Source organism: Siphonobacter sp. (assembly GCF_048595215.1).
In the GTDB taxonomy this organism is placed as follows: Bacteria; Bacteroidota; Bacteroidia; order Cytophagales; family Spirosomataceae; genus Siphonobacter.
In genome coordinates, this window is sequence record NZ_JBMDWJ010000356.1 from 1 (window position 1) to 26,795 (window position 26,795).

The window sequence follows — 26,795 nt, forward strand, 5'->3', positions numbered from 1 at the left end:
CGCGACAAAAGTAAACCAGCAAAAAACGGAAATATCGTACGCGTGATACCCACCCGCACGTGTTGAGCATTTAATGTCCAACCGCCCGCGACGTCTCCGTTCGGGTTAGTAACCGCATAATGTACAAGCACGGCGGCGGCCAACGCTACAAAGCCCGCTAATACTTTTGAGGATAATTTTCTTAACCCCAAAGCGTAGAGGATATTGGCAATGTATTCGAAAAATAAGGACCAACCCACACTATTAAGTGGATGCATTTCCTGCCATCCGCGTATATCCATTGAGAGCGGAATCGGTAAAAGCGTATAGCCAATCAGCGTAACAACCATTAATTTCCAGATCGGAACCGTATGAATGAGCGGCCATATCGTGGAATCGGTAAAGTAAAAGGTAAGGGCCCCTAGCGTCATCCCCCCGATGACGAGTGGATGGAGCCGCTCGAACCGGCGACGAAGAAAACCGCCAATGGTTAGTTTTTCCCACCGATCATCGTAGGCATAACCAATGACATAGCCAGATAAGAGGAAGAAAAAATCAACAGCCAGATAACCGTGATTGACCACATTTTCAAAGCGGCTGCTCGCCAGTGGCTCGGCCAGGTGAAAGAAGACCACGATAATGGCGGCTACTCCCCTAAGTCCATCTAAAATTAAGTAATGTGGCTTGGTGCCCAGATTGTTGTTGTTCATTGCCAGTAGTAACTTACGCAATATACGTTGACTTAACTAGGCAATAAATGGATTGTACTTTTTTCTTCTCGGCAAGGTTTTCGTTACTGGTTTTCTTATACTAATGAATAAAATATTTCGAGCGTATTTAAATCAATGAATCTTATCTTTTTAAAAACTCTCCAGCAGTACAAACTCAAGACTGTACTAGAAGTTAATATCTACTCCTACTAATTCCATTATAAATCCATTCTATTAATTTGATTTTGCTCATTATTGATATAAAACACATTACTTTAAGAAGCATCAACTCGCAAACGATTAACTACAAAATTTCCGTTATATTATTTTTCATTAAATAGGTGTTCGAATAAATTCACTCAATTAATCTATCTCCTTCTAAAATACGACACTTACGCTTACCTTTACTAATCACATTCCTTTATACAAATCATTAATATTCTAATCTCCTTACTTAGTCATAGTCACTTCTTTTAATTCATAAACTAGATCTATTTTAATTTCAAAGGTAACTTTTTGTTATAAATCAGGTTTAATGTCTGATCATCTAACTATCGATCGATCCTCACCTTTGTTTTTCGGAACACGTTTTTTTTGAATCTACTTAGTAAATCCATGAATCTCACGCAGCAAACCATTCTCATTACGGGGGCTACTTCGGGCATTGGCCTGCACCTCGCCAGCAGACTCCACCAATTAGGAAATCAAGTCATTGCCTGTGGTCGCAATCAGCAGCAACTCGACCAAGTAGCTACGGAACATGTGGGAATAATTACGTACCTGTGCGATATTACCGATGATTCTCAACGCCGCGATTTAGCAAATTGGGCCACGACGCACTATCCAACTCTGAACATGGTGATCAATAACGCGGGGATTATGCAACAGTTTGACCTTACCCAGTCGGTCGATTCGGCGAAGGTAATGACCGAGCTGACGACCAATCTCTTGGCTCCGATTCATCTGGGCAGTCTGTTTGTTGAGCACCTTCAACGTCAGTCGGTGGCTGCCTTGGTGAATGTAAGCTCGGGATTGGCCTTTACGCCTCTGGCGAGTGTGCCCGTGTATTGTGCCACCAAAGCCGCTTTGCATTCCTTCTGCCTTTCGCAGCGTCACCAGCTACGTAACACATCCGTACGGGTTTTTGAAATTATTCCTCCAGCCGTCGGTACCAATTTGGGTCATCAGGATCATTATGATAACAGTAATGACGAGCTGATGCCCATGAACGATTTTATTGACGCCGTAATCAATGCTCTACAAACAGATACCTACGAAGCAGCCATTGGTGCTGCCGATTACCTGCGTCAGGAGCGAGATGCTGTCTTTAATTTAATTAACCCCTAGTACCCCAGCTTCAATTCATGGAGCTAACGGTTTTTAAAAACACGGAAACGTGTGGATTGATTTGGGAAAACCAATAGCATGAATGAAATTATCCGCTAATGATTTCATTCATGTACTGTTTCATTCGGCAAGTCGAGAATACCGTTAGGCCGACCGTATGCGATGGATCCAAAGATGTCAGAGGGTCTAACGTACTAGCTAAGAATCAGCTATCGGTACCTATCGTATCCTTAACAGCTTGTAAAATTACTAACCTTTGTATGCCTGAACATAAGTTTGAAATTAGTATACTGATCGCTTCTATAATTAAAATCAGCCAGTGACAAAACGGACGGTACGTATCCTCTTCTTCTTACTTCTTCTGCTTTCGTCAAGCCGGACAACCTTCGGACAAACGGGACAAGTAGATGCGTTGGTCAAGCATTACTATAGTCAAAATAACTTCAATGGCTCGGTTCTCATTGCCCGCAATGGCAAAATTGACTATCTGACTTACGTGGGACTGGCTAATCGAACCGATAGTGTGCCTTATTCGGCCAAATCTAAGTTTCATATCTTTTCGGTAACCAAGACCTTCACGGCCACATTAATCCTGCAACTCTACGAACAGGGTAGAATTCATCTCGACTCTTCAATTGCTACCTACTATCCCGACTATAAGGGCGAAGCAGCCAGAAAAGCTACAATTCGAAATTTATTAACCTATAGTAGTGGTCGGGCCAATGAAGATATAAAGTCATTGGCGGAAGCCTACAATACGACGATATGGCCTTTGGATAGTTTTATTGCCAACTATTGTTCCGATCGCTTAGTAACTACGCCCGGTACCACATTTAATTACAACAATGGTGACTTTATCATACTCGGTAAAATCATTGAGAATATGTATGGAGAACCCTATTCAGAAGTATTAAGCAAAAAAATTCTGATTCCCCTTGGAATGCATCATACGAATTATCTACGTCATGATGACCTCGTTTCTCACTTAGACCAAGCTTACTTTCACCACGATACGATACCGCTCACTTTTTATCGACCTACCAATTACTACATCGACAATTACTTTTCAGCGGGAGCTATGTACTCTACCCCTACCGATCTGCTTTTATTTGATCAAGCTCTGTTTAATCACACCTTGTTAAAAGAGCAAACGCTACAAGTAATGCTCACTCCGTACAAGCATCTGGGGGATGTAGCTCTAGGCTTTTGGGTCTATCCGAAGAAGATTGGAGCGAAGGAATATACAGTAGCCGAGCGACAGGGATATGGATACGGCCATCATTCAAACTGGGTGCACTTACCCGATGAACATATAACTCTTATTCTGTTAAGTAATACGAATACCGTTGATCTAAACAAAATACGTTGGGAGATTTTGGCTACTTACCTGAAAGAAAATAACAAATAAAGTATTCTATCATACAAATGTTTTGATTAGATATGATTCTCCTTACTCGATTTATCGAAGAATAAAGTAAGAGGCTTTACAGGAAACTGATCTTCCTGGCTGTGCCATTCTATTTTGATAGAATGTCAATCTTTCTATTTACTATCTTAGTTCTTCAAAATGACATCCGAATAAAATAAGTAAAAATACTCAAATATTCAGATATTTGGGTTATAGATGTCTTAAAATCATGTAATTATACTACTTTGTAAAGATTTAGTCAATACTATTTGTTCTCTACTCTATGAGACGGTTTAATATTTTGTGTTTTCTTTTTAAACAAGCTAATTCTTTTGTATTCTCTTTACTTCTATTCAGCATCTTATTTTATAGTTGTCAATTTTACAAGGAAAGCGACCACTCTGACAAGATTAACAAATGGTATTTTACTATTGATCAACAATTTGAAAAAATTGGCTTTGTAAATGCTACGAATACGTATGATTCGCTTTTCCACCGCCTCCCTTCTGTTTCTACCACTGATCAAATCTTGTATTATACCCACATGCGTTTATTGAATCAACGTGATTCAGCCCATGCAATTACAGCAAGTTTTTATACCGATAGTATCATAAGATTATTTCCATCAGATCATTTAAAGAAAAAATATGCTAAAGAGTATGCTAAAGCTCTACTTCTCAAGGGAGACGATTTATTAGCCCGGCGAGATTACTCGAACGCGTATAGAAGTTACTATGATGGGAAATTAGCCTTAACAGATTTGAATGAAGTATGTGAATATAGCCGTTACTCAAGCCGTATTGCTAATGTCTCCTACAAGGAAGGAAATTATTATCAAGCCATTAATTTCTGGAAGCAAGAGCATCAGGAACTTTTATCCTGCCAAGATTCAACTGATTTTGAATTAATGTTTGTTGAGAAACAAGGCTGTTTAGACAACATTGGCGTATGCTATATGTACTTAAATAAATTAGACAGTGCACAATTTTACTATCGAAAAGCTTTAGACTTTATCAATACAAATCAAAAGTATTTTCCGGAACATAAAGATTTTATAGATTATGCTCGGATTGTTGTGATGAGTAACCAAGCTGAAGCTTATGCTCTAGCTAACAAACCCGAAAAAGCGGAAAATATTTTCAAACAATGTCTGATTGAAGGAGAAAAAACGGGGTATGCTTTCGATAACTCTCAAGCAACAAGAGTCGCACTAAGCAAACTTTATATTCATACTAAACAATATGATAAAGCTCATCAGCAGTTAGACCTCTTAAAGAAAGGCTTACAGAAGAAACCAAATAAGGAAATTTACACGTACTGGCAACGCTTTTATAGTCAAGTTTTATTCGGGAAGAAGCGTTACAAAGAAGCTAGTGAACAACTCTTGGAATATGCGGAGATGCAATACAAGAGTGTGTTAGCGGCTAGGGCTGAGAATAAAACGAACGTTGGTCAAATTCTAGCTCAAATAGAACAGCAACACTTAGTGCAGTTGTCTGAGGAAAAGCAAAAGCAACAAAATTTAATTCTTGGATTAGTTATTCTAGTCACCATTTCCTTGGCTGCCATAACCTCTCTGATTTGGAGAAATGTTCGTAATGCTCGCAAAAACATTTCGTCATTGATGGCTATAAATCAGGTAGTTGCACAGAAAAATATTGTTTTAGAAGATACCGTTAAGGCTTTAGAAAGATACCAAGATCAAAATCAGAAATTCCTAAAATTGATTGCACACGATTTAAGAAATCCTATAGGAGCCATGAGTTCAGCTTCTCTTTTACTGTTTTTGGATAAAACACCGAATGATCATCAAAAGCAAATTCTATCCATTATTCAAGAATCATCGTCAAAAGCATTGGCTTTAATTTCTGACATTTTATACAACAATCTAGGGGCTATATCTATCAAGAAAGAACCCGTACTATTCGAAGAAGTAGTTCGATCTTGTGTGGATATGTTAAGTCACAAAGCCGAAGAAAAAGAACAAACTATTGCATTTACCTTTGAGTCTGTATTAATTACATTGGACCGCGAAAAAATCTGGCGAGTCGTCAGCAACCTATTAACTAACGCCATAAAGTTCTCCTATACTAAGGAAACCATTCATGTAAGCATACAAAAGAAAGAATACAGTACCCTTTTAGCCATAACTGACCACGGCATTGGAATTCCTGCAGAAATACAGAATGCTATTTTCGATGATTTTACAACTGCAAAAAGAGTAGGTACTGCTGGAGAAGAAACCTATGGCCTTGGCCTATCGATTTGTAAACAAATTGTGGATGCTCACGGTGGTAAAATATGGGTGGATAGTACAATAGATAAGGGTAGCACTTTTTACGTAGAAATTCCCTTTTTATAAAAGCAGAATTTATAAATATTTTAATATTAATCGCATTTTATTTAGTACATCTATAGTTCATTACAACTGAATAACAATTCATCGCTTATTTACTGAGTCAATTGCACTTGAGTACTCTTCTCTTAACAGCTAGTATAATACATACCCAATAATGTTTCTTATTCCGTACGCTTGTTTTTTTATTCTGGATTTGGTCGTACATAGTTATACCAGCACAAATAAACAATCCAAGAGGCAGCAATTGATCATTCTTTCACCGCCTCCTGGTTATTACTATTTATAGAATTATTCTTTGGTATGTGCAAGCCGCTGCTGAGCCTAGTGATTACACTTATTGCTAAGGCTTGATATCTGATCGATTCGGGTGTTGACAATCCGCCCAGTATTGAACAACCGAATTAAGTTGCCTTTTAAAATCATCCAAATTCGGACTTTTTTCGAAGAAACCTTGAATAGTTAAATGATAGGCTTCTTCAAGTTCCTTTTTGAAGATGGGATAAGAGAAGAAAACAAAGGGAATAGCTTTGGTTCTGATTTCCTCATCTTTATCCAGCTGTCTTCGAAGCTCCATACCGGTCATCCCACTTAAGTGTACTTCAGAGATGATCAAAAAGGGTTGCAAGCTTTTACTTTGTAAAGCAATAAGTAAGTCTTCTCCTTTAGCAAAGAATCGAAGCTGAAGATGTGGGGCAATTTCACCTAGGACACTTTCATAAATGTGTCGATCATCTTCGTCATCTTCTAAAATAACCAAGGGATGCGTCTCGAATGAAAAAGGTTGAGTCATGTTTAAGGTAAAAAAAGGTTGATATTCTTACTCATCTCTACAAAAACCATGCAAGCTATGTATGCACCCCTAAAAATTAGCCTGACTTTCAATAAAAGACTCAATAAAATAAGACATTTTAAGTTTTTATACCCATTTCAATAACCTAATAATCTTAACTCTATTACCCCCACAATGCATCTGGTGGACGCAAGCCATTAGCTCAGTAAATCTCGTTCGGGATAATCGAATCGGTTATGCTCCTGAGAATGTCCGCGTCTTAGCTAAGCCTCAGTATTTCTCTGGTACTTACTCTCAGTACAGAAAAGCTAAGCTCAAAACTACCTAGATGTACTATACGACTGACGAATACTGTCGACGACTCGAATCAGGTTTCACTCTTATTGCATATGTACTGACAGGTTTTACTATTTTGATAGGATATGGATATTATCGAATGGCAAGACGAGTAACGCTGTACTGAATGGATAAAGGATGATTATCTAGCTTATATTCATGTCAACTATCCATTTTGAAGAGTAATGAATAGATACTCTATGGTATTTTAATTCCCATTCCTTTCATCAGCCTCTTCCTAGACTTCATCTTAATACGCTCCCACCCGCGTGATGATTGGCAAAATCTTTGTTACGTTTTACCCTATACGGCCCTGGTTTCCAGCATGCCCCATAGATGACTTACCAGCGGTTTCCCTCGGAGAGCCTGCACAAACAAGAGTGTAGTCAAAAGAAAATATCCAATAGATATACCGATAATTAAAGACGAACGATGCACTACATAATAGCCCAGCAGGGGTAGTACCTGAAGAGCGTGCATACCCACGAAGTGAGCAATTCGTAAATCACCGTATTGTCTACTCCAGTTAAGCCCCGGCAAGCCTAGTCCCCCATCAGCGGCCCCCACCGTATGGCTGAGTCGGGCTCCCATCAATCCGCCTTCAAAAGCGAAAATTACAAACAAGAGAATACCCAGTCGGATTCCCCAAAGGTAAGCCGTGTCAGTGACGGTATGGTGCGGCCCAAAGAATAGGAACCCTATATAACCCGTCCATAAGGTAGCAACCGTAATAGCAACGCCCATCGTTGTGAAAAGCATACTATTGAAGGCTGAGCTTACATTGAAATGGGATTGATTGCCCCGGGCGGCTTGGCCAGTGATGATTACTAGTTCAATAACCATAGCAATTATTACCACCCAACTGTAGAGCGTTACGTGAGACTTTTGAGTCAAGAGCCCCGTATACCAGCCCATCGTCCAGCAAAAAAGCCAAATGGAGATGAAAAACTTAGCGGGTTTCACGAACGCATTCACGCCCAGTACTTGCCGACTGGTCGTGAGTACGAGTACGATGCATACTACGAAACCAATCAGACAGATGACTCCAAACCCGTAGAGAAGGGCGTTTCGTTCGCGAAGCGTAAGTAAAAGGGTATTCACCGTACAATGCTGGGTTAGTAAACTTGATCAAAGACTTGAAGAAACGAGAAATGGTAACCTGCGAAACTAGGAAAGAATTTTGATGAATGATTCCCTTATTGGTATTTAGCTGACGGCGTTTACAACGAGCGGTTAAGAAACTATTTAATTTCCGGACTGATTGAATTGATCAATCAGTTTTTTAATAGAGGCTTCCGATGGAGAAAAAAGATCATGTATTCCCTCCAGGGCTTCTTTTGCCAGCTCGGCCGCTCTGGCTCGCATGCGTTGTTCAAACTGAGCGATGGCCGACGGGATGTCCGTAAAATTGTTGCTGGTTAGGCACTCACTTAGATCCAACGCATCCAGCATAGCCGTGTTAACCCCTTCGCCCGATGGCGGCATTGAATGAGCGGCATCCCCCAGGATAGTAACATTCGGTTTAGCCTCCCAGTCTTGATCGATTGGAAAATAAGTCAGCGGACGAAGAATAAAACGAGGACACGCTTCAAAAAGCGTGTGAAATACTGGATTCCAGTCCTGGTAAAAATCGGTCAGATACGCTCGCACCTCTTCCACGTTGCTAAAATCTATCCCGCTCGTTTCAAGCCAATTTTCAGGGTAAAGCGATGAAGCATAAAAAGCCAGTCCGCCATCACCACGCGGCTGGGCGGCAATGCTTTTTCCAGTACCCATGGCAATGAGGTTGGCATTATGAACCAGGGCATTCATAGCCGGACAATCTTTTTCAGGGTCATCTATTTCTCCCTGAATGATGGTTGCTCCCGAGTATAAGGCCGCAATATCCGTAACATACGGACGAATTTTTGAGCGATATCCATCTGAACCAATCACTACATCAGCCCGTGCGGTTGTACCATTTTTAAAATGAAGCTCCCAACCTTTGCCACTGGGTTTCATGCTAGTAAACTGACTATCCCAAACCACCGTATCAGGCAAAAGCGAATCAAGCAGTAAATCTCGAAGAGCTCCGCGACTAATCTCGGGTCTGAACCTTTCATCCTCAAAACTGCCTTCGGAATCCTGCGTATGTTCATCCACATAGAAACGTCCATCCGGAGCGACTAAGCGGAATTTATCGGCTCCAGGGAGGTAATTGGCTTTGAATGCGTCCATTAAACCAGCCGCTTCCAGTACTTTTAGGCCTGATTCGAAGTGCAAATCAACAATAGCTCCCTGTACGCGGGAATCTCTACTGAAATCACGTTCGTAAACCTTTACCTCCACGCCTTTCGCTTGTAAAAGACGGGCCAGGGTCAAGCCCCCGGGGCCACCGCCTACGATAGCCACAGGGGTATGCGGTACTACTTGTATTGATTGTGATGCTTCCATTTTCGTTGCTTTGTAAGTCCATGCAAAGCAAGGTCAGCCCGTATAAGGAGACAAGACAGATCAGCAGTAGGAATAGGACTAATTGCGGTTTTTTCTCCGGAAAGTTAAAGGAGTCATTCCCGTTACTTTAACAAAAAGGCGTACGAAATAGGAATAATCATCGTAGCCCAGATCAATTGATATTTCTTTCACTGAGCAATTCGAATGAAAAAGAAGTCGCTTCGCCTCCAAAATGACCCGTTGCTGAATATGATACGAAACGGAATAGCCCGTACTGTTTTTAACGCATTCGTTGAGATAAGGCGTAGATATATTGAGTAGATCCGCGTACGCCATAGGACTTTTAACGGATTTGTAGTTTTCCTCCAGTGCAGACTTAAAAGCTTTGGTAATGACGTCAAACCGGAAAGCATGTTCGGTAAGTTTAGGCTGGGCTACGTATTGCGAAATGGCTAATGCAACCAACGCGTTACAACTTTCTTTGAGAATCGGGAAGTATAATTTATCGTGCGTTCTTTCCGAGAACTGCAGGCAAAGGGAGGCCGTAGCCGTTAGAAGGGCGTGCTCTTCTACGGTTAATTTTAATGGATTCACAGGAAAAATTTCTTCCAGTAATCTCAGATACTGCGGATGAAGGTTTTCAATGGTGATGATCCAACTAGTAATGGTGGCCTGATTGAACCCAATCACCCGATGGACTTGATTGGGATGGATATATACAATCGATGGAGCAGTAACGATGTATTCCTGAAAATCAATTTCAATGGTAGTCGTTCCCTCTTCCTGCAAAAAGAAGCAATGCCCACTGTCCCGGTGAGACTGCTCCACTTCTTTGATTTCCGGGGGTCCATGCGTACAGGACCTCGCAATGAAAATCCCTTCATCAACCTCGGTGGAAAGTACATTAACGGGAATAGGATTACTTTTTTCTCGCATTTTGTAAATGACTTAGGAGTTTTCTGCCCGAACGAATGGCCGTGGAATCATAGCCCATCGCCGGTCCTCATCAGAGAAAACGTCACGAATGTAGCATTGTCCTCTATTCATAAGGCAATACCAAGCGATGAATTGAGCCATAGAGAACGTTTGCACAGGTTCACTTACGTCGCCGAAAGCAGTACAGAAGCGTTGTACTACTCAGGAGCGGGTTCCATGCCCATTTACGTGTGTTGCCCGTTAAAACGATACATGCACCGCTGCCCGAATCCCGAACGATCGGGCTCCCGGGGCCTCCAGGTGAGTCAAGCGATGAACGGCTACAATACGCAGGAACCGGAAAATATTATCGACGCCGTAACCTACTTCAACGTAGGGCACATTCCCCAGCGATTTAGGTAAGTAAAATTGCGATAAAGGAATCTCGTCATTGGTAAAGTATTTCGATACCAGGGTTTCATTTTCTTTTCGCAACCCGCCAACCAATACTTTACCAACCGCAAACGTCCGCAGGTTCCATCGATTCAGTAAGGGTACCCGGTTGGTAAACAAACCTTCGAACGAATGATGAAAGGCAAGGGATACGTACCGATCACTGGCGAACTCGGCATACTTCATCAGATTAAAAGCATTTTTAGCGTACAAAAACGTCTCATTACCCAAATGCACATTCAGTAAATTAACCGGTAGTAACGAAGGCGTATACAGGGCTTCAATCGTATAATCCGTTTTACCCAGGAGCCCCAAGCGAAGGGTATGAGATACGTCCGCTTTAAAAATGTGATAGTCGCCGAGTTTCTTCTCTACAGGGCCTAATTCCGCATCGGTGATATGTCCTATGGTATAGTTCAGGCCAATACTAGGTAAAGTACTTCCCTTACGGACCCGAATCCGGTTCGGGTTTCGAGTGGGCAGGCGGTTGGGTACGTACCGAAGGGCAATGCTTGCTTCGGGGGCATCGTAGGGCCCTACAATGGAGATACGATCATTGATAAACTCCTGCGGGCGAAACTCAAAAATGGGATTAAACCGACGATGCCGAAGGGTGAGCGTACCCGTAAAATCCTGCAAAAAATCACGTTGCCAAAACAACTGGATATCTCGCTGGTAGAAAGCTCCATTCAGCTTTCCAAACCGTGAAGCCAATCGAAATAAAGGGTTGTCCCCAATATCAACCTGACGAATACCGATCTGATCGATGTCAAAATCCGTTTTAAAGCCGAAACGCGTGAAGGGAGCGGTCGAGGGCACGAACGTCACCTCCAAGCCGTGTTTCAGGATTTGGTCGCGAGTCCCATACGCCAGGTAACCCTTCGCTAACCATTTCTTACTAAATCCCGGACTGGTACGCATACCCACCCAAAACCGGTTGTGTTCGATGGCGTTATAGGCGTAGCTGGAGAACAGAGAGCCGACCTCCAGGCTTTTGGAAAGGGGCAGATAGCCCCCATTCATTCCAAAATCAACCCAGCGGGCCAGTCGTTTAAAAGAGGGCACCTGACTCACCGTATCAATTAAGGCCACGGAGTGCTGCTCTTCCCTAGTCATGCGTTGCTGATGCTGGGTTTGCCAGAACGCCGGGTCTTCGTTCTGGCTATCGGCGGCAATCTCAACGGGGGTATCAAAAAAATCAGCGGGCTTGGGCTGATTCACTACGACGTCGCTCGTACTGACCGTAAGTCCCACCACGACTCCGGTGGTTTGATCAAAAAGCCCCGAGGCCTCAATGGATACCTGCGTTTGCTGGGGTATCCAGGTGTGTTCGTTTGAGGCTACTGGCTCGTATTCCTGCTGAATCTGAATGTTATCAATAAAGTTGCTATTGGCTGTTTTCCCAATGGCCGCGTCAATTTGGACCAGAGCGTAGGAAGTGGTGTCGATCCACATCGTTCCCCGAAACGCCAGGTCATGCTCGTTTTTGGGGTCAAAATCAATTTTATAGCAGGCTTGCGAACCTACCCGTACGGTATCACTCAGAAAATAGGTATAAAACCCAGTTCCGGTTTTAGCTAGAGGCGAAATAAATTCTTTCCGAAACAGCCCCACCCAGTTTTGATAGAAATTGATCGTGTTGTAACCGGAAGCCGTTAAGCGGGTTATAAAATCATCGTCGGCCACTCCGAGCCCTTTGGCGTATTTCTTATGAATCACTTCTTTCATGCGAACGGGATCTTTCCGGAAAAAAACGGTAGAAACCGACTCGGAAGAATAAATGGGAATGACAACATCCGCAGTTTTACTTCGCCCGGATTCAACCTGGGCTATCTTTTCGTAGATGTCGCGGATGATTTTTCTCTTTTTAAACGTTTCAGAAAGATTCTTTACCGAAACCTGGATTCGATTGTAAGCCTGCCATTGATAGGCTTTCCATTGAGCAAAATCATTCTGCTTGCGATGTTCATCCACCAGACGCATCACTCGATAAGCGGGATCCTGGCCCCGTACCCGAACGACTACCTCCCGAAGCTGCTGGGAGGTAGCCGATAGCTGCACGTGGATGGTTTGTTGAAGGTTTCGCGTTATGGGCATACTTTTCGTCCGATAGCCAATCGACGTAATCAGAAGTGAATCCGCTAACTCTTTAGTAACGAGTCGGTAGTTTCCTTCAAAATCAGCCTGTGTTCCCTGAGGTTTCCCCTGGAGACCAATCGTGGCAAAAGGAATTCCTTCGCCCGTTTTGGCATCCGTAACCTTACCCGTGAGTACATAGGGCCCCTGAGCCTGACCCCAGGAAGTCTCAAGAAAAAAGAAAAATCCAAAGAATAAGAGAACGTATTTCTTATTGACTATCATCCAATCAAGCATATGGGGTACGGGGTAATGAGGACTATCTAAATCGGTACATCCGTTTTTAGTACCTGGAGATAAGATGATCCAGGCTGTATTGGCCAGGACCTAGCAACAGGCTGGTCATGTAGCCAATGAGTAGTAAAAAGCCAGCGGAGCCTTCGCCTGCGATGTCTCCCTGATGAGCCACGAAGACAATAACCAGGGCGGTAATCAGTAGCGGAATTAATACCAGACGGGTGAGAAACCCCAGCATCAAGCCGATCGAGCAAAAGAGCTCTGCTCCGATCGCCAGCACCAGCGACACCGTGCTTCCCAGGCCCAACAGATTCAGAAAAGAATGCTGCTGCTCGGCAAAATGACTTAATTTTTCGTAGCCATGGGGGATCATGGCCACTGCTAAACCTAGGCGTAAGCAAAGACTGGCACTGTTGACTAGTCCGAGCGAATATCCCGTTCTGAACAATTGCATGGTAAAATGTATTAGGGTGAAATAAGCTTTTAGGCAATCGTGGATGCGAGCCCAGACTCGTTACTTGGATCGGGCATCGTCATGGGTAATTTTTCTGACTTCCTCTTCCGAACTGTTTCGAAGCTGTCCAAACTGCCAGCTAAAGGTTAATTTGACGGAACGAGTGAAATACTGATTGGCAGTATGGGCCCGGAACGTATCTGACTGGGTGTTTTCTTTTTGACGGAAGGGGTACGTAAATGGATTATTGACGCCTACAATCAGACTACCCTTTTTGTCCCAGAACTCTTTACGGACCGCCAGGCTATAGTCGTACCAGGCGGAGTTTCTGCCTTGCAGCAGTATCCAGCCCGTACTGTACATGCCATTCGCCTGGATTGAATAATTCCGAGGCAACTCATAGGCCATATTCAGGTTTACCTGCCAAAGCCAGCCCGAATTTTTAATGCCCAGCGATGGACTATTGAAGTGAGCGTAGTACAACTCCCCGCCCCCGTTTACTTTCAGGTTGCGTCCGAATTCTCCGGCGGCATTGAGGTTTAGACCCGTACGTTCATTGCGGGCCACGTTTTGACGCATCGTCGTCGAAACTCCGACGTTGTCAACGGTTCGTACGTCTTCAATCGAATTAGCCGTTTGCCTTCGGTACAGATTCAGATTGACGTACGTTCCGTTTTCGGTAGTCACCGAGTACGCTAGCTCAGCCAGATGGGCCAGTTCAGGCCGTAATTTGGGATTCCCCGCTACGAGGTTTTTGGGATCACTGGCATTAATAAAGGGATTCAAATCCCAGATCATCGGCCGCGAAATCCGCTGGGTATAAGATACCTTGATCGACTGCTGGGTGGTTAACTCTTTCGACAGTACGACACTGGGAATCAGGTTTTGAAAATCTACCTGAAAAGGAGGAATTGTGGTTTTAAACTGCCCGTACATCTTCGTGTTTTCCAGCCGGGTCCCCAGCTGAAGGGTCCATAATTTTCGGTTTGTCAGTTTTACAGAAGCATACCCAGCCATGACTTGCTGACTATACTTGAACGTATTCGAGCGGTCGTTACTGAGAATGAGCTGGGCCACGTTTTCGAACTGGCTATGGTATACCTCATAAACGCTGCTTACTTCTCGCCGTACCAGTTTCGCCCCCACTTCGAATACGTGTCGACCATTACTAGAGAAAGGATGTGTATAGTCGACTTGCCAGGTCCATTGGGGGTTACGGCTGAGGTTGGTACTCGTCTCCCGGTACAGGGGCTGATTCGTCAAATCAAACTGATTACTCACATACCGCGTGTTGTCGAACGTATAACTATACTGCCCCAGCAGGCTCAGTTCCTGCTTAGGCTTGCGAAACAATCGGGTATAGCCCAGATTCCATTCCAGATTACCAAAAGGATTCTTTTGATCGACTACCTGATTATATTCCTGCGTAACGGGAGGATTGATGGACTGAAAGCGATTGTAAAGGGTACTCGAACCCGGCCAGGTACCACCCCAGCTGCTCATCGAGAAGTTAACCCGATTAAGCGTATCGAAGGCATACTCCATACTCAGATCTCCGAACCAGCCCCGACTCACATTGTTGGCATAACTCCGCTGGTACAATTCCCCAGTGGCTTGGCCATCCGCTAGCGAGGTACGCGTCATTTCCGCGATGTTTTTTTCCCGCTCGGCATTGGTATTTCCCGAAAACGTTAACCCAAATTTTTCCCGCTTGAACCCGTAGCTTCCGCCCAGTGACTGCACGTAGTTACCCGCCGTTACATCTAAATTCCCGTTGGACCCTTTGAGCTGCTTCTTGGTAATGATGTTGATGACGCCTCCCGCCCCCTCGGCATCGTAACGAGCGGCCGGACTCGTCATTACTTCAACGGCCAGAATCGTATTGGCGGGAATCATCTTCAGTGCCTCACTCAGGTTGCGAGCCAGCAAGCCCGAAGGCCGTCCGTTCAATAACACTTTGATACTTGAACTACCTCGAATCTGAACTTTCCCGGAGACATCGACAGTAAGCATGGGGGCCTTTCGTAGTACGTCCACGGCGGTACCTCCTTTATTGGTAAGATCACTGGCCGCATTATAAACCAGCCGATCTGCTTTCTCCTCAATCAATGCTTTTCGGGTACTAATCCGTACTTCGTTTAACTGTCGGCTCAGGGCCTTTAGCCGAATAGTACCCAGTGTTTGGAGGGGTTGGCTATCGGTGATTCGTATGCCACTCAGGGTACGGGCCTGGTAGCCGACGTAGGTGATTTTCAATCCATAACTTCCGTTACTGAGTTTTGCAAAGGAAAATTGACCGGATTCAGAAGTCGTCTGACCCGTGATCAGGGTTCCGGATTCGGATAAAAGGGCTATACTCGCAAAAGGTACGGGCTGACTCGTCAGAGAATCCACCAGCGTCCCCGTCAGCTGGCCTGGATTGAGCGAAGAGCTGGGTAATTGCTGTCCTTGCGTGAACAGGGACACTAGTAACAAGGGTAGTATACTCCAGAAGTTATATTTATTCATGGCTATGATTCTGCTAGAAAGTAGCGGGTCATCTGGCCACAAAGTAGGTTTGCTGCTCTGGAAAACGTCCACTAAAAATGATCAACTCGCCTGAATTAAGGATCAATTGCGTTGGTCCTTTTCAATTGCAAAAGCTAAATGCTTTTGGTTGCTTTGTTCGAAAATAACTCTACCGATGACAGAGGCCCAGGATAGAAATACACCGAAAGTCTGGCTACAGGAAATCCTAATTTTTGCGTTTCTTTTCATTCTCATGTCGCTGAATGCCTGGAATCAGCTTACCTCCTGGAACGATCTGGGACGAGCCTTGCTGTTTTTCATACTGCTATACGGCCAGGCCCAGCTTCATCGCTTCTTTTTATTTCCGTTATTATTCAAGCAGCGAATTAAGCCCTACCTCGCCTACACCCTCTCTGCTTTGGTGGTGGGTAGCTTTATCATCTACGGAGCTAACTTCTGGATTTATCCGGAATTCAATCCGCAGGAAGGATGGTGGGAAGCGGGCCCTTTTTTACTAGCCGCCCATTTCGTCAGTTTATTGGTACTCGTAGCTATTTTTCTGCTACAACGGTTTTATCAGCAACAGCAACAACGCAGTACGGACCAATTGCTTCAGCAGGACGAACAAATTCGCTTTTTACACGATCAGCTGAACCCTCATTTCTTTTTCAATACACTAAATAACCTCTACGGAATCAGTCTGCATGAGCCCGACCGAATGCCCAATCTTATTATGCAGTTATCGAAGCTGATGCGGTATCAGGTGGAGAGCAGTCGCCGTTCACTCGTTTCACTTCAGCAGGAAGTAGAATTCATTACCAGCTACGTAACCCTGGAACAGGAACGACTGGGGAAGCGGTGTCAAATCAGCTATCATTACCCGACCGAAGAACGTCAGTTGCAGACCTACCAGGTAGCTCCCTTACTGTTAATGCCACTTGTCGAAAATGCTTTCAAACATGGTACGGGCGACATCAAAGGCTGCTTTGTTCACATTACGCTACAGTTAAAACAGAGTCAGTTAATACTACTGATCGAAAACTCGCTCTCTTCCCATAGACCCAAGGGAGAATCGACGGGGGTGGGCCTACAAAACACCCGACAACGGCTCGAAATACTGTATCCTGAAAAACATCAGCTTATCTTAAGCCAGGAGAAGGATCGTTTTACTACGCACTTAGAAATTCAACTAGCTGCTCAAGCCCATGCTTAATCGATTGCGATGTTTGATCGTTGATGATGAAACGGCCGCCCATTATGTACTCCAGCATTACATGGCCCAGGTCGACCAGTTGGAACTCGTAGGCAATTGTTACGATGCCCTGGAAGCCATTAATTTCCTACACCGGCAACCCGTTGATCTGCTGTTTCTGGATATTAACATGCCCCAGATTACGGGCTTGCAACTGCTGCAATCGCTGGCTCACCCCCCTCGCGTCATTCTGACGACCGCCTATTCGGAGTTTGCCCTCGAAAGCTACGAGTATGGTGTGGTGGACTATTTACTGAAGCCCATTGAACTACCCCGTTTCCTGAAAGCGGTTGACAAAGTCGTGGCGTCCGCTGAAAAAGAGAAAAAGCAAGAAACGCCCGAGCTTGTATCGCCTCAATCCCTGGTCATAAAAGTAGATGCGGACTGGATGCGTATTCCCTACAGCGAGCTGGCGTATATCCAGAGCTGGGGAAATTACATTAAGGTATTCACAGCTCAGCAGATGTATTTAGTCGCCATGACCATGACGGAAGTAGAGCGTCGCTTACCTTCCACTCAGTTCATGCGAATTCATAAGTCGTATCTCATTCCCCTAAACAAGATAGACCGGATGAGTGGCAATGAGGTTTTCGTGGGTACGGCAGTCATCCCGGTTGGACTTACCTACCGCCGTGAATTAATCGACCGCCTGAAAGAGATTCCGTAAGGCTTTGATTTTCTTAGGATTATCCTTGACACTAGATGAAAATAGTTTACATAAGATACAAAACCTATCGAATGAAAAATCCAGGAAGCCGAAGTACGACTTCCTGGATTTTTAGCAAGTAATGCTACCAGGGTTTAGCAGTACCCTTTAATAACCAGCTCTTCGACCAGGCACTGTTTTTACCATCGGCCTGCGAGTAGGCAGTCTCTTGTAACTGCTCAATGGCAGAAGCCGCATTTGCTTCATTAATCCGTACTTCATCGGCCATGTAATAGAAACGAACTGGAAGTACGCGACGGTTCGCTGCCGGGCCCGGCGTTAACGCAGGCAAACCCGTACGACGGAAATCAAACCACGATTCCGTAGCGGCTGTCCAACTGGCCATCCACTTTTGTTGGATGAGTTGTTCCAGTGTTCCCTTATACTTCACCCCTTCGTTGCCAAGATAAGTGGTCGCGAACGAAGAAACGCCCCAGGTTGTCATCGAGGCTTTAATGGCTGATTCGTAATGCGTTTGGGCACTCCCGGCCGCCCAGCCTTTTTGAGCAGCTTCGGCCAGAATAAAATGAACTTCAGCGGCAGAAATGAGGCGGGCTTTCAATAAGGAGCCTTTCCCTGCTTTATAGCTATCGTTTAAATAAGAAACGTGCGGGTTATACGAAAGCTGACCCGGCGTAGGATTCAGATTATACGATGAGGGCAGAGCCGAAACGCTGGGAGGTAAACCCACATAATCCGCGTTTGTATCGATCGGAGTCGTACCTACTTTGTCGGGAGACAGGTAACGTTTGCCATCTTTGATCACGTCCGTTCCGGCGGGCAAGGTAGCATCCACGACCAATGGCGTCTCCACTTTTTTGGCCCATACGGCTAACCGTGGGTCATTAACAGCCTGCATAGCCTTGACTAAGGTTGCACACATTTTAATGCGACGATAGTTACTCCCGCTGGCATCGTATACGGTGTTGGAAGGCCAGGAATCACCCGCGTTGTTACCTACGTAAGCCAACGTGGCATCATCCGCAGCCTCCGTAATGATCGGATACTGCGTTGGATTCGCTACGATTTTCTCAATACCAGCCTTTGCCGTTGCCGCTGATTTTGCTGAAATGCGGAGGTAATACCGAAGAGCTAAAGAGTTCGCCAGTTTACGCCATTTGGCAGGACTGCCTCCGTAAATCACATCAGTACTGGCATCAATTCCCTGGTACTCAGACGTTGCTTTTGAAAGTAGCGTATTTGCTTTTTCTAAATCAGCAAGCACCCCAGCGTAAATGCTTTCCTGCGAATCGTACTGGGGCAGGGTGTATTCATTACCGCCCAAATCCCCCTTCAAGGCGTTGGAGTAAGGAGCATCACCCCAGAGATCGGTAATGAGACCAAACAGGAACGCCCGCATGGTAAGTGTAACGCCCTGATGGAATTCATACTTCAAGTCAACGGCCCGATTATATACCATCTGATTGTTACGCAGAACGTCATAATACGCCGTCCAGCTTTGGCTGCCCGCCCAATCATAATCGTTGCGAGAAATAAACCAGGCGTCACCTTGTGTATGCTGCATAACGCCCGAAATATCTCCAAAACCTAAATTCAAATACAGCTTGGGAGCTTCGGTTAATACCGTTGACAGCACCAGGTTTGGATTGGCGACGTCCGCCTGAATTCCGTTCGGATTAACGTTCAGTTCCGTTAAATCCTTACAGGAAAACAATACGCTGAAAACCAGCAGAAAGGAAAATTTATAATACGTTTTCATCCTTAGAAAGTTAGACCCAGTTTAAAGCCCACGGGAATGACCCAGGGCGTAACATTATACCGCTCGATACCCTGTTTGAATTGCGTTCCTGCCTGCGTACCCGACTGGGGCTGGAAAGCCGTTTCGGGATCAATACCGATTTTAGCCGCCGTCCAAAGCATGATATTGCGGCTGTACACGGAGAAGCTGGCATTTTGCAGACCTAAGGATCGAACAAAAGTGGCAGGCAGTTCGTAAGCCAGACTTACTTCACGCAGTTTCAGGAATGAAGCATCGAATAGAGCCACCCGGGCAAAATCCCAGGGATAGTTATCGGCATATGGAAGGTATTTGGTACCACTGGAGCCGAGGTTTTCCGTGTACCCCGTAATGGTTCCGTTGGCATCGTACTGAGCAATCACGCCGGGGTTGAAGACGCCCCCATACGGATAAACCACCCCACCCGACTCAAAAGGATAACTTCCATAAGCCGCCGTCGGACCGCCTACGACGTGGAAGTTGTTACCATTTACCCGAATCATCTGATCGGCATTGGCTACCAAGTGATTACGCAGGGCATCGCCCGACAAACCATTGGGATTGATTACGTTGTTGAGGAATCGACTCGTTTTAAAATCAGATTCCATGTATCGATAGGTCTGCGAGATGAAATTCCCCCCCTGACGCCAATCAAAACTCATGTTCAGCGTGAAACGCTTGTAGGAAAGAGACGTCTGTAAGCCTAACATGAAGTCGGCATTGAAATTACCGATTTTGTTACGGGTGTTGCTGGCACTTACCGCTTGCCAGGAGCCATTTTTATCCAGGATTGGATAACCGTAGTAAGGCGAAGCGGGATCCGTAACCGTCACTAATTCAGCATCATAAATGTCGCCGATCTTCTCTCCTACGTACGTCCAGGCACCCCCTTTGGCATCGGTCCAGAGGGTATAACTTTTGAGTCCATCGGAAAGACGCTTGATGGTCGTTGTATTTCGGGTAAAGTTGGCGGTAACATCCCAACGCCAGCCGTTCCGATCAATGGGCGTACCGCCCAGCGAGAGTTCAACACCCCGGCTTTCTAACAAGCCCGCATTCACGTTTTTCGAAGAATAACCGGAAGACGAGGGCAAGGTCGTGCTGATAATCTGGTTTTTATTCGAAGAAACGTAATACGTTCCGGCGAAGCGTAAGCTATTATGCAACAAAGCCAGATCCAGACCCGCTTCCATCGAAGTCGCAATTTCAGGTTTTAGGTTGGGCGTTAACAAGGTAGCGGACGTTCCCAAACGAGTGATTCCATCCCAGGCACCGGCGTTCGCCAAGGTATTATACAGGTTGTAGGGATTCGCATCCGTACCTACCTGAGCCACTCCGGCCCGGAGTTTCACCAGATTGAAAGCTTGCGGCATTGAAACCATTTCATTCACCAGCACACTCAAGGAAGCAGACGGATAAAAGTACGAACGACTATCCGCGGGAAGCGTACTTGACCAGTCGTTACGGCCCGTAATATCCAGATAAATCATGTCTTTGAAACCCAAGTTAGCCAGTGCATACAGGCTATTGATACCCCGCTGGAATCGGCTGTTGGAATAGTTAATGTTCGCCACCGCAATGTTCTGAACGGTGTACAGGTTCGGCAGAATCAAACCTGCCTTATTTTTCGAGGACGTAATCTGATCGGTTCCGTTCTGGTAACGCACGTTGCCTCCGGCGGATACCGAGAAGTGAAACTGATTTAGGTTTTTCTTATACGTCGCTAAAAAGTCGGCATTGCGTTCATAACGGGTCATGTTCGTAATCCCGTAAGCACCTTTAGGTTCGTCCGTATACCCAAACGGGATTTTCGTCTCACGCTGTTCCGTATACGTCTCCACTGCGTAACGAGCCATCAGACTAAATTCGGGCGTGAGTTGCCAGTCCATTTTCAGGTTACCAAACATCCGATCACGCACAAAGCTGTTCTTCACTTCGTGAGCCAGGTAATACGGGTTGTTGTATTCGCCCGCAGCCTGCGTACGTTGCTCGATTCCCTCTTTTCCCGAAACCCAGTAATTTTTCAGGTCGCGGATGTCAATGTGCGGAGAAACGGCATACGCCCACTGCATGGGATTGGTACCCCGATCACCCGAAGGACGATTATTAGAGTTGTTACGGCTAACGTCAATACTGCTGCTCAGCGTTAGTTTCTTATGCAGCTTCACGGTAGCATTCAAACTAAGGGTATTCTTGTATAAATCAGAACCCGGAATAACGCCTCGATTACGCATGTTGGCGTACGAAAGCCGGTAACTCATGCGGTCCGTACTGTTGGCGATGGAGATACCATTCGTGGAAGTAATACCCGTTTGAACGAAGTTACGGACGTTATCCGGATGAGAAACCAGATCCAGCGGCACCAGATTACCATTGGCATCACGCGGACTATTCCACTGAATGGCTTTGTACCCTTTATCTAATTCCGGGCCATTACCCGCCGCCGAGCCTTCTTCAATTTGCAGTACACCGCCGGGATAGGGATTAAACGCCGGCGTGTACGGGAAGACCCCCGACGCAAACTGATTATTACGCTCTAAAAATCGGAAAGGACGATCCAGAACCGTATTGGTCGTCACCGAAATTGTCATTTTCTTAATCTTACTACCGCTCTTGGTTGTAATCAAAACGACGCCATTTCCGGCTCGTGATCCGTAAAGTGCCGCTGCACTAGGGCCTTTCAACACCGATACACTTTCAATATCTTCAGGATTCAGGTCAGAAATGGCGTTGCCATAATCTACTTTATTACCCGACCCCATTTCCGTTACGTTGTTCAGCGAATTCGCCAAAGGAACGCCATCCACTACGAACAGGGGCTGATTATCATTACTTAAAGATTTTGCCCCGCGAATGACCATACTTACCGAAGAACCCGTCGGGCCCGTCTGACTAATCTGTACCCCCGCTACTTTTCCGGCTAAGGAGTTAAGCACGTTTTCCTGAGCTACGCGAGTAATGTCTTTTCCCTGCACTTCACCCACGGAATAACCCAGTGAACGTTTATCCCGCTGAATCCCCAGAGCCGTTACGACTACTTCCTGAAGTGCAGCATCGCTTTCTACCAGAGCAACGTCCACAAGCGTTTGAGTTCCGACTACAATTTCCTGAGACTGGTAGCCAATAAAAGAGAACACCAGTACTGCCTGATCCAAGGAAGTACTAATGGAATACTGGCCTGCCTGATTCGTAGTGGTTCCCACTGAAGAGCCCTTGATCCGTACATTTACGCCAACAATAGGAGATCCGTCTTTGGCCGAGGTTACCTTTCCGGTAATCGTTTGAAGAGGAACATTTGCCCAGGATTGAAAGTAAATCCAGGGCATCAGTAGTAACACCCACACCAATGACTTTGGTAGAGGTTTAACATTTTTGATAAAAAGCATGATTTTTGATGTAATTTTTAAATCATTTAGGCATGAAAAAGGGAGAAAGAAATAGAGAATGATAAAAGGATAAAATCACTTACGGACACCGTACATCTCTACTCGCCCATTTTATAGGAGTGAGTGATGGATTAATTAACCGTTTGATCAGAAGTACTACAGCAGTCAATCAGTATTTAGACCATAGCATTCGATCACGTATAATTTTCTTACTGACAATGAGATGGTTCTTCACTGTATTCTTCGAAATTCCTAGATCATTCGCAATTTGCTGATACGATTTTTTCTCCTGAATATTTAGAAAAAGGATTTGCTTCCTTTTATCAGAAAGATTGCCCAAAGCTTCCCTCAAATGCTGCAATCGCAAATTTTCCTCCTCTTCCTGCGTTTCAAAAGGTTCTTCGAGAAGAAACTGTTTTTGTACTAATGCTGACTTTTGAATTTCTTTTAATCGATCCAGTGTAAGATTTTTTACACTAGTAAAGAGGTAAGATTTTAAATTCATCTCCGCCTTGAGTGAGCTACGCCGTGTCCACATTTTCACGAAAACATCATGAACAATGTTTTCCGCTTCGGCCCGATCCTTAATAAGATCTGAACAGAATTTCAAAACAGACGTGTAGTAATGTTGATACAGATTAGAAAAGACAAAAGCTTCACCGGATACCGTCCGAAGGGACGTATCTTCTGTACAGTAATTCATAAAGATGCTGGGTTAATAAAATAATTTTTTACTCAAATAAATCATTGAATAAAAACTTAAACGGTCGATAATTAAAGTTAAATGTCAGACTAAATCGGACATCGCCGCCGATATTTTTTAGCATTATTTCCTCCGATCTTCCGCAAAAATAGAAGACCTTCTGAAATGATTATTACGCAATTTGCGTAAAGTTGACCTCAATTTACGTAAGCCTATAAAACTTCATACTGGGGTAATATTAATTGTGCTTACGCTTCACATTGCACCTATTTTCAAACAAAAACTAGTCCTTTTTAGCGGTACAGGTGTATTAGGGAGTACTAAAAGAATCTAATAAGATGAATAGCTGGAGATTGACTTTTCTACTTGTTTTCTGGTCCGGAATCGGTTTTTCGCAAGTCCCGGACAAACCCTTTGAGCAGTGGTACAGCGTCAAGTATTACGGGACGGTGCGTACGGATGGAAAAGTTTTCAGTGATCGTAACCACCTCGTTCAGTGCTTATCGGAAGGTCAGCTTTTTATGCCCGCGAATGGCCAGTTCTTACATCCGGGTACCTTGATGCCCGATACGCGTTATCGCTCGATGCAGGGTACTAAAATCCGGACGATGAACGTATATCAGAATCAGTTCTGGTATCTCGATGAAAGCAAACTGTGGAGTAATGCCTGGGCGGGGCGTAGGGAGTTAACTCATCATCTACCTCAGGCGAAGCTCTTCGCCGGGGGGGACGACTACCGCTTTCTAGTTTCGGATGGTACTTCATTGGAATACCTCAGCGATTCACTAACCCTTTGGCAGACGAAACTGACCGGAGAAAATGTAAAGGCGATTCATTACGCACGGAATACCTTCTGGATTCTGACCGCTAACAATCTTTATACGCTCCAGAACAATCAACTACAGAACTATTACTCCGGCGAAGGTTTCACCAGTTTTGCCCTGAACGATACCAGTATCTATCTAGGCAGTGAAAAAGGCTACTATCACTGGAATAAAAGAGCGAAGCAGCCTACGCTACATACTAAACTTCCGAGTGTGTCTATTTCTGCCATCGCCCTCATTGAGGGGCGTCCGTGGCTGGGAACAAACCAGGGGGTGTTTACGCCAAAACCCGATGGAACCTATGCTTATTTTCAGGGAGAACGCTGGTTACCGGGAGATCAGGTCGTATCCATAACCCAAGGACCGCAGCAGACTATTCTGGTTTTGACTACCGAAGGACTGGCTCAACTCAGCAAACAATGGATTACTCTCCAGGATAAAGCTTATTTCTTTGAAAATCAGGTTATAACCCGGCATATTCGTAATGGCTTCAATGCTTCGCTGGAAGGAATGGAGAAGGGTAATCTTGCCACAGGTTACCTCGCTGATGCGGATAACGACGGTCTCTGGACTTCGATGTATCTGGGCAGTCAGGCGTTTCGTTATGCGGCAACTAAAGAAAAACAGGCTTTGGAAAATTGCCGTGAATCGCTGGACGCCTTGGAACGGCTTTATACCGTTACACCTGTTCCCGGATTTCCGGCTCGTTCGTTCGAGCGAAGCAGTATCAGGTCTCAGTTAGCCGATTCTAAAGTCTGGCAAAATTCCCCGCAACCGGGCTGGACCTGGAAGGCCACCACCAGTAGCGACGAGGCCATTGGCCACGTATTCGCTTTTGCTACGGTGGCCGAATTGGTCAATGATCCGAATCTGCAAGCAAAAGCCATTCGTTTGCTGGATACCTTAATGAATCACATTGTCAGCCATGATTTGTATCTGGTAGATTACGATGGCAAACCGACCAAATGGGGCCGCTGGAATCCTGAATACGTCAATTCATTTCCGGTAAATGTGGGCGACCGAAAGCTCAATTCCTCCAATATCATCGGGATGTTGCAAACGGCTTTTCATTTTACAAAAAAGGAAAAGTACCGCCAGAAGGCCTTTGAACTAATGAAGAAACACGGGTATCTGGCGAACCTCACCCGCCCCATGAACGAAATCGGTAAAGCTCCGGACAACGCCGACGAGCATAGTAAGCTGCTCTCGGAGGGCTGGAATCATTCCGACGACGAGATGTATTTTCTTGGCTATTGGGGTCTCTATCGTTACGCGTTCAATGATACCTTACGATCTCACTATCGGAAAGCGATCATCGATCATTGGCAAGCCGAGCGTCCGGAAAAAGATGCAACCTGGAATTTCTTCACTGCCTTGACGGGTACTAAAACGTTCGATGTTAAAGAATCGGTCTGGTATTTACAGCACTATCCACTGGATTTGATTGACTGGCGTATTCAAAACAGTCATCGTCAGGATCTACGATTTTTACCCGACAATTTCCGTAAACAAACGACGTCGCAGGTAATATCTCCGACCGAGCGACCCATGCAGCGGCACAATCGTAATACCTTTATTCTGGATGAAAACGGTACTGGTCAGAGTGAATTCAGTGCCGGAGATACCTGGCTACTCCCCTATTGGCTAGGCAGATATCTGGGTATTATCAAGGCTGCTCCGTCGAATCATTCCTTATTATTTTCAAATTAACACAGCCAGCAGTAGTCCTTTTCATCGCCTTTGCCGTATTACCTCCAGCATTCACATTTACTCGCATGCAAAAGCAATTACGGGCGGTAGTATTTTTGGTTATGATCTTAATCGTGTCGGGACTACTGGCGATGAATACGAACCGAACTATACTAATTTCTGCTCACCGGGGAGCTTCGGGGCTAGCTCCTGAAAATACGCTGGCCACTTTTCAGGAGGCGTTGCGTCAGGGTACTGATTATCTGGAAATTGACGTACGAACAACCCGCGATTCTCAGCTGGTCATTCTGCATGACGGAACGTTAGATCGCACGACAAAGGCGACTGGCCCCGTCTCCGATCGTGCCTGGGAAGAACTGAAGTCCATTCCGGCCGGAAAAGGCTGTCCGGATTTTAAACAGCCCATTCCTA

The 26,795-nt window shown here is 45.0% G+C and carries 18 protein-coding genes; 7 read left to right on the forward strand and 11 right to left on the reverse strand.

Annotation, left to right across the window (positions count from 1 at the left end; all coding sequences use genetic code 11):
- Positions 1-710: acyltransferase family protein (locus ACOJTG_RS22095; RefSeq protein WP_420155789.1), on the reverse strand; the 710-nt coding region annotated here is incomplete at its 3' end.
- Between the two features lie 594 nt (positions 711-1,304).
- Here ACOJTG_RS22095 and ACOJTG_RS22100 point away from each other — a divergent pair.
- The 3 genes from ACOJTG_RS22100 to ACOJTG_RS22110 all read left to right on the forward strand — a co-directional run bounded on the left by ACOJTG_RS22100 (position 1,305) and on the right by ACOJTG_RS22110 (position 5,806).
- On the forward strand, positions 1,305-2,036 hold the full coding sequence (locus tag ACOJTG_RS22100; protein ID WP_420155790.1) for an SDR family oxidoreductase: 732 nt from the start codon (positions 1,305-1,307) through the stop codon (positions 2,034-2,036).
- Positions 2,037-2,355: 319 nt separating this feature from the next.
- Positions 2,356-3,444: a serine hydrolase domain-containing protein gene (locus tag ACOJTG_RS22105; protein ID WP_420155791.1), complete on the forward strand. Its 1,089-nt coding sequence runs from the start codon at positions 2,356-2,358 to the stop codon at positions 3,442-3,444.
- Between the two features lie 544 nt (positions 3,445-3,988).
- Positions 3,989-5,806 (forward strand): tetratricopeptide repeat-containing sensor histidine kinase, encoded by a 1,818-nt coding sequence (locus tag ACOJTG_RS22110; protein ID WP_420155792.1) that lies wholly within the window; start codon positions 3,989-3,991, stop codon positions 5,804-5,806.
- A 337-nt stretch (positions 5,807-6,143) separates the two neighbouring features.
- Here the strand turns inward: ACOJTG_RS22110 and ACOJTG_RS22115 are convergent, their stop codons facing one another.
- The 7 genes from ACOJTG_RS22115 to ACOJTG_RS22145 form a co-directional block, all read right to left on the reverse strand.
- Positions 6,144-6,593: a response regulator gene (locus ACOJTG_RS22115; protein ID WP_420155793.1), complete on the reverse strand. Its 450-nt coding sequence runs from the start codon at positions 6,591-6,593 to the stop codon at positions 6,144-6,146.
- A gap of 639 nt (positions 6,594-7,232) precedes the next feature.
- Positions 7,233-8,030: a hypothetical protein gene (locus ACOJTG_RS22120; protein WP_420155794.1), complete on the reverse strand. Its 798-nt coding sequence runs from the start codon at positions 8,028-8,030 to the stop codon at positions 7,233-7,235.
- 144 nt (positions 8,031-8,174) lie between these two features.
- Entirely contained in the window at positions 8,175-9,362 is a 1,188-nt protein-coding gene (locus ACOJTG_RS22125) for an FAD-dependent oxidoreductase (RefSeq protein ID WP_420155795.1), read from the reverse strand.
- A 78-nt stretch (positions 9,363-9,440) separates the two neighbouring features.
- On the reverse strand, positions 9,441-10,298 hold the full coding sequence (locus ACOJTG_RS22130) for a helix-turn-helix domain-containing protein (protein WP_420155796.1): 858 nt from the start codon (positions 10,296-10,298) through the stop codon (positions 9,441-9,443).
- 240 nt (positions 10,299-10,538) lie between these two features.
- Positions 10,539-13,103: a DUF5686 family protein gene (locus ACOJTG_RS22135; RefSeq protein ID WP_420155797.1), complete on the reverse strand. Its 2,565-nt coding sequence runs from the start codon at positions 13,101-13,103 to the stop codon at positions 10,539-10,541.
- A 46-nt stretch (positions 13,104-13,149) separates the two neighbouring features.
- Positions 13,150-13,557 (reverse strand): DoxX family protein, encoded by a 408-nt coding sequence (locus tag ACOJTG_RS22140; RefSeq protein WP_420155798.1) that lies wholly within the window; start codon positions 13,555-13,557, stop codon positions 13,150-13,152.
- 60 nt (positions 13,558-13,617) lie between these two features.
- Positions 13,618-16,065, reverse strand: a complete 2,448-nt coding sequence (locus ACOJTG_RS22145; RefSeq protein WP_420155799.1) for a TonB-dependent receptor domain-containing protein — start codon at positions 16,063-16,065, stop codon at positions 13,618-13,620.
- 175 nt (positions 16,066-16,240) lie between these two features.
- Between ACOJTG_RS22145 and ACOJTG_RS22150 the strand changes: the two genes are divergently transcribed.
- Complete coding sequence (locus ACOJTG_RS22150) at positions 16,241-17,278, forward strand: sensor histidine kinase (RefSeq protein WP_420155800.1); 1,038 nt, start codon at positions 16,241-16,243, stop codon at positions 17,276-17,278.
- On the forward strand, positions 17,271-17,984 hold the full coding sequence (locus ACOJTG_RS22155) for a LytR/AlgR family response regulator transcription factor (RefSeq protein WP_420155801.1): 714 nt from the start codon (positions 17,271-17,273) through the stop codon (positions 17,982-17,984). The genes ACOJTG_RS22150 and ACOJTG_RS22155 overlap by 8 nt, the downstream gene beginning before the upstream one ends.
- A gap of 124 nt (positions 17,985-18,108) precedes the next feature.
- Here the strand turns inward: ACOJTG_RS22155 and ACOJTG_RS22160 are convergent, their stop codons facing one another.
- The 3 genes from ACOJTG_RS22160 to ACOJTG_RS22170 form a co-directional block, all read right to left on the reverse strand.
- Positions 18,109-19,743, reverse strand: coding sequence for a SusD/RagB family nutrient-binding outer membrane lipoprotein (locus tag ACOJTG_RS22160; protein ID WP_420155802.1), 1,635 nt, complete (start codon positions 19,741-19,743; stop codon positions 18,109-18,111).
- Between the two features lie 2 nt (positions 19,744-19,745).
- Positions 19,746-23,087, reverse strand: coding sequence for a SusC/RagA family TonB-linked outer membrane protein (locus ACOJTG_RS22165; protein WP_420155806.1), 3,342 nt, complete (start codon positions 23,085-23,087; stop codon positions 19,746-19,748).
- A 229-nt stretch (positions 23,088-23,316) separates the two neighbouring features.
- The gene (locus tag ACOJTG_RS22170; RefSeq protein ID WP_420155803.1) at positions 23,317-23,850 is read right to left on the reverse strand and encodes a sigma-70 family RNA polymerase sigma factor; all 534 of its coding nucleotides are present in this window, start codon (positions 23,848-23,850) and stop codon (positions 23,317-23,319) included.
- Positions 23,851-24,188: 338 nt separating this feature from the next.
- Between ACOJTG_RS22170 and ACOJTG_RS22175 the strand changes: the two genes are divergently transcribed.
- Both ACOJTG_RS22175 and ACOJTG_RS22180 read left to right on the forward strand, forming a co-directional pair.
- A complete protein-coding gene (locus tag ACOJTG_RS22175; protein ID WP_420155804.1) occupies positions 24,189-26,384 on the forward strand; it encodes a hypothetical protein in 2,196 nt (731 codons plus the stop codon).
- 65 nt (positions 26,385-26,449) lie between these two features.
- Positions 26,450-26,795: glycerophosphodiester phosphodiesterase (locus ACOJTG_RS22180; RefSeq protein ID WP_420155805.1), on the forward strand; the 346-nt coding region annotated here is incomplete at its 3' end.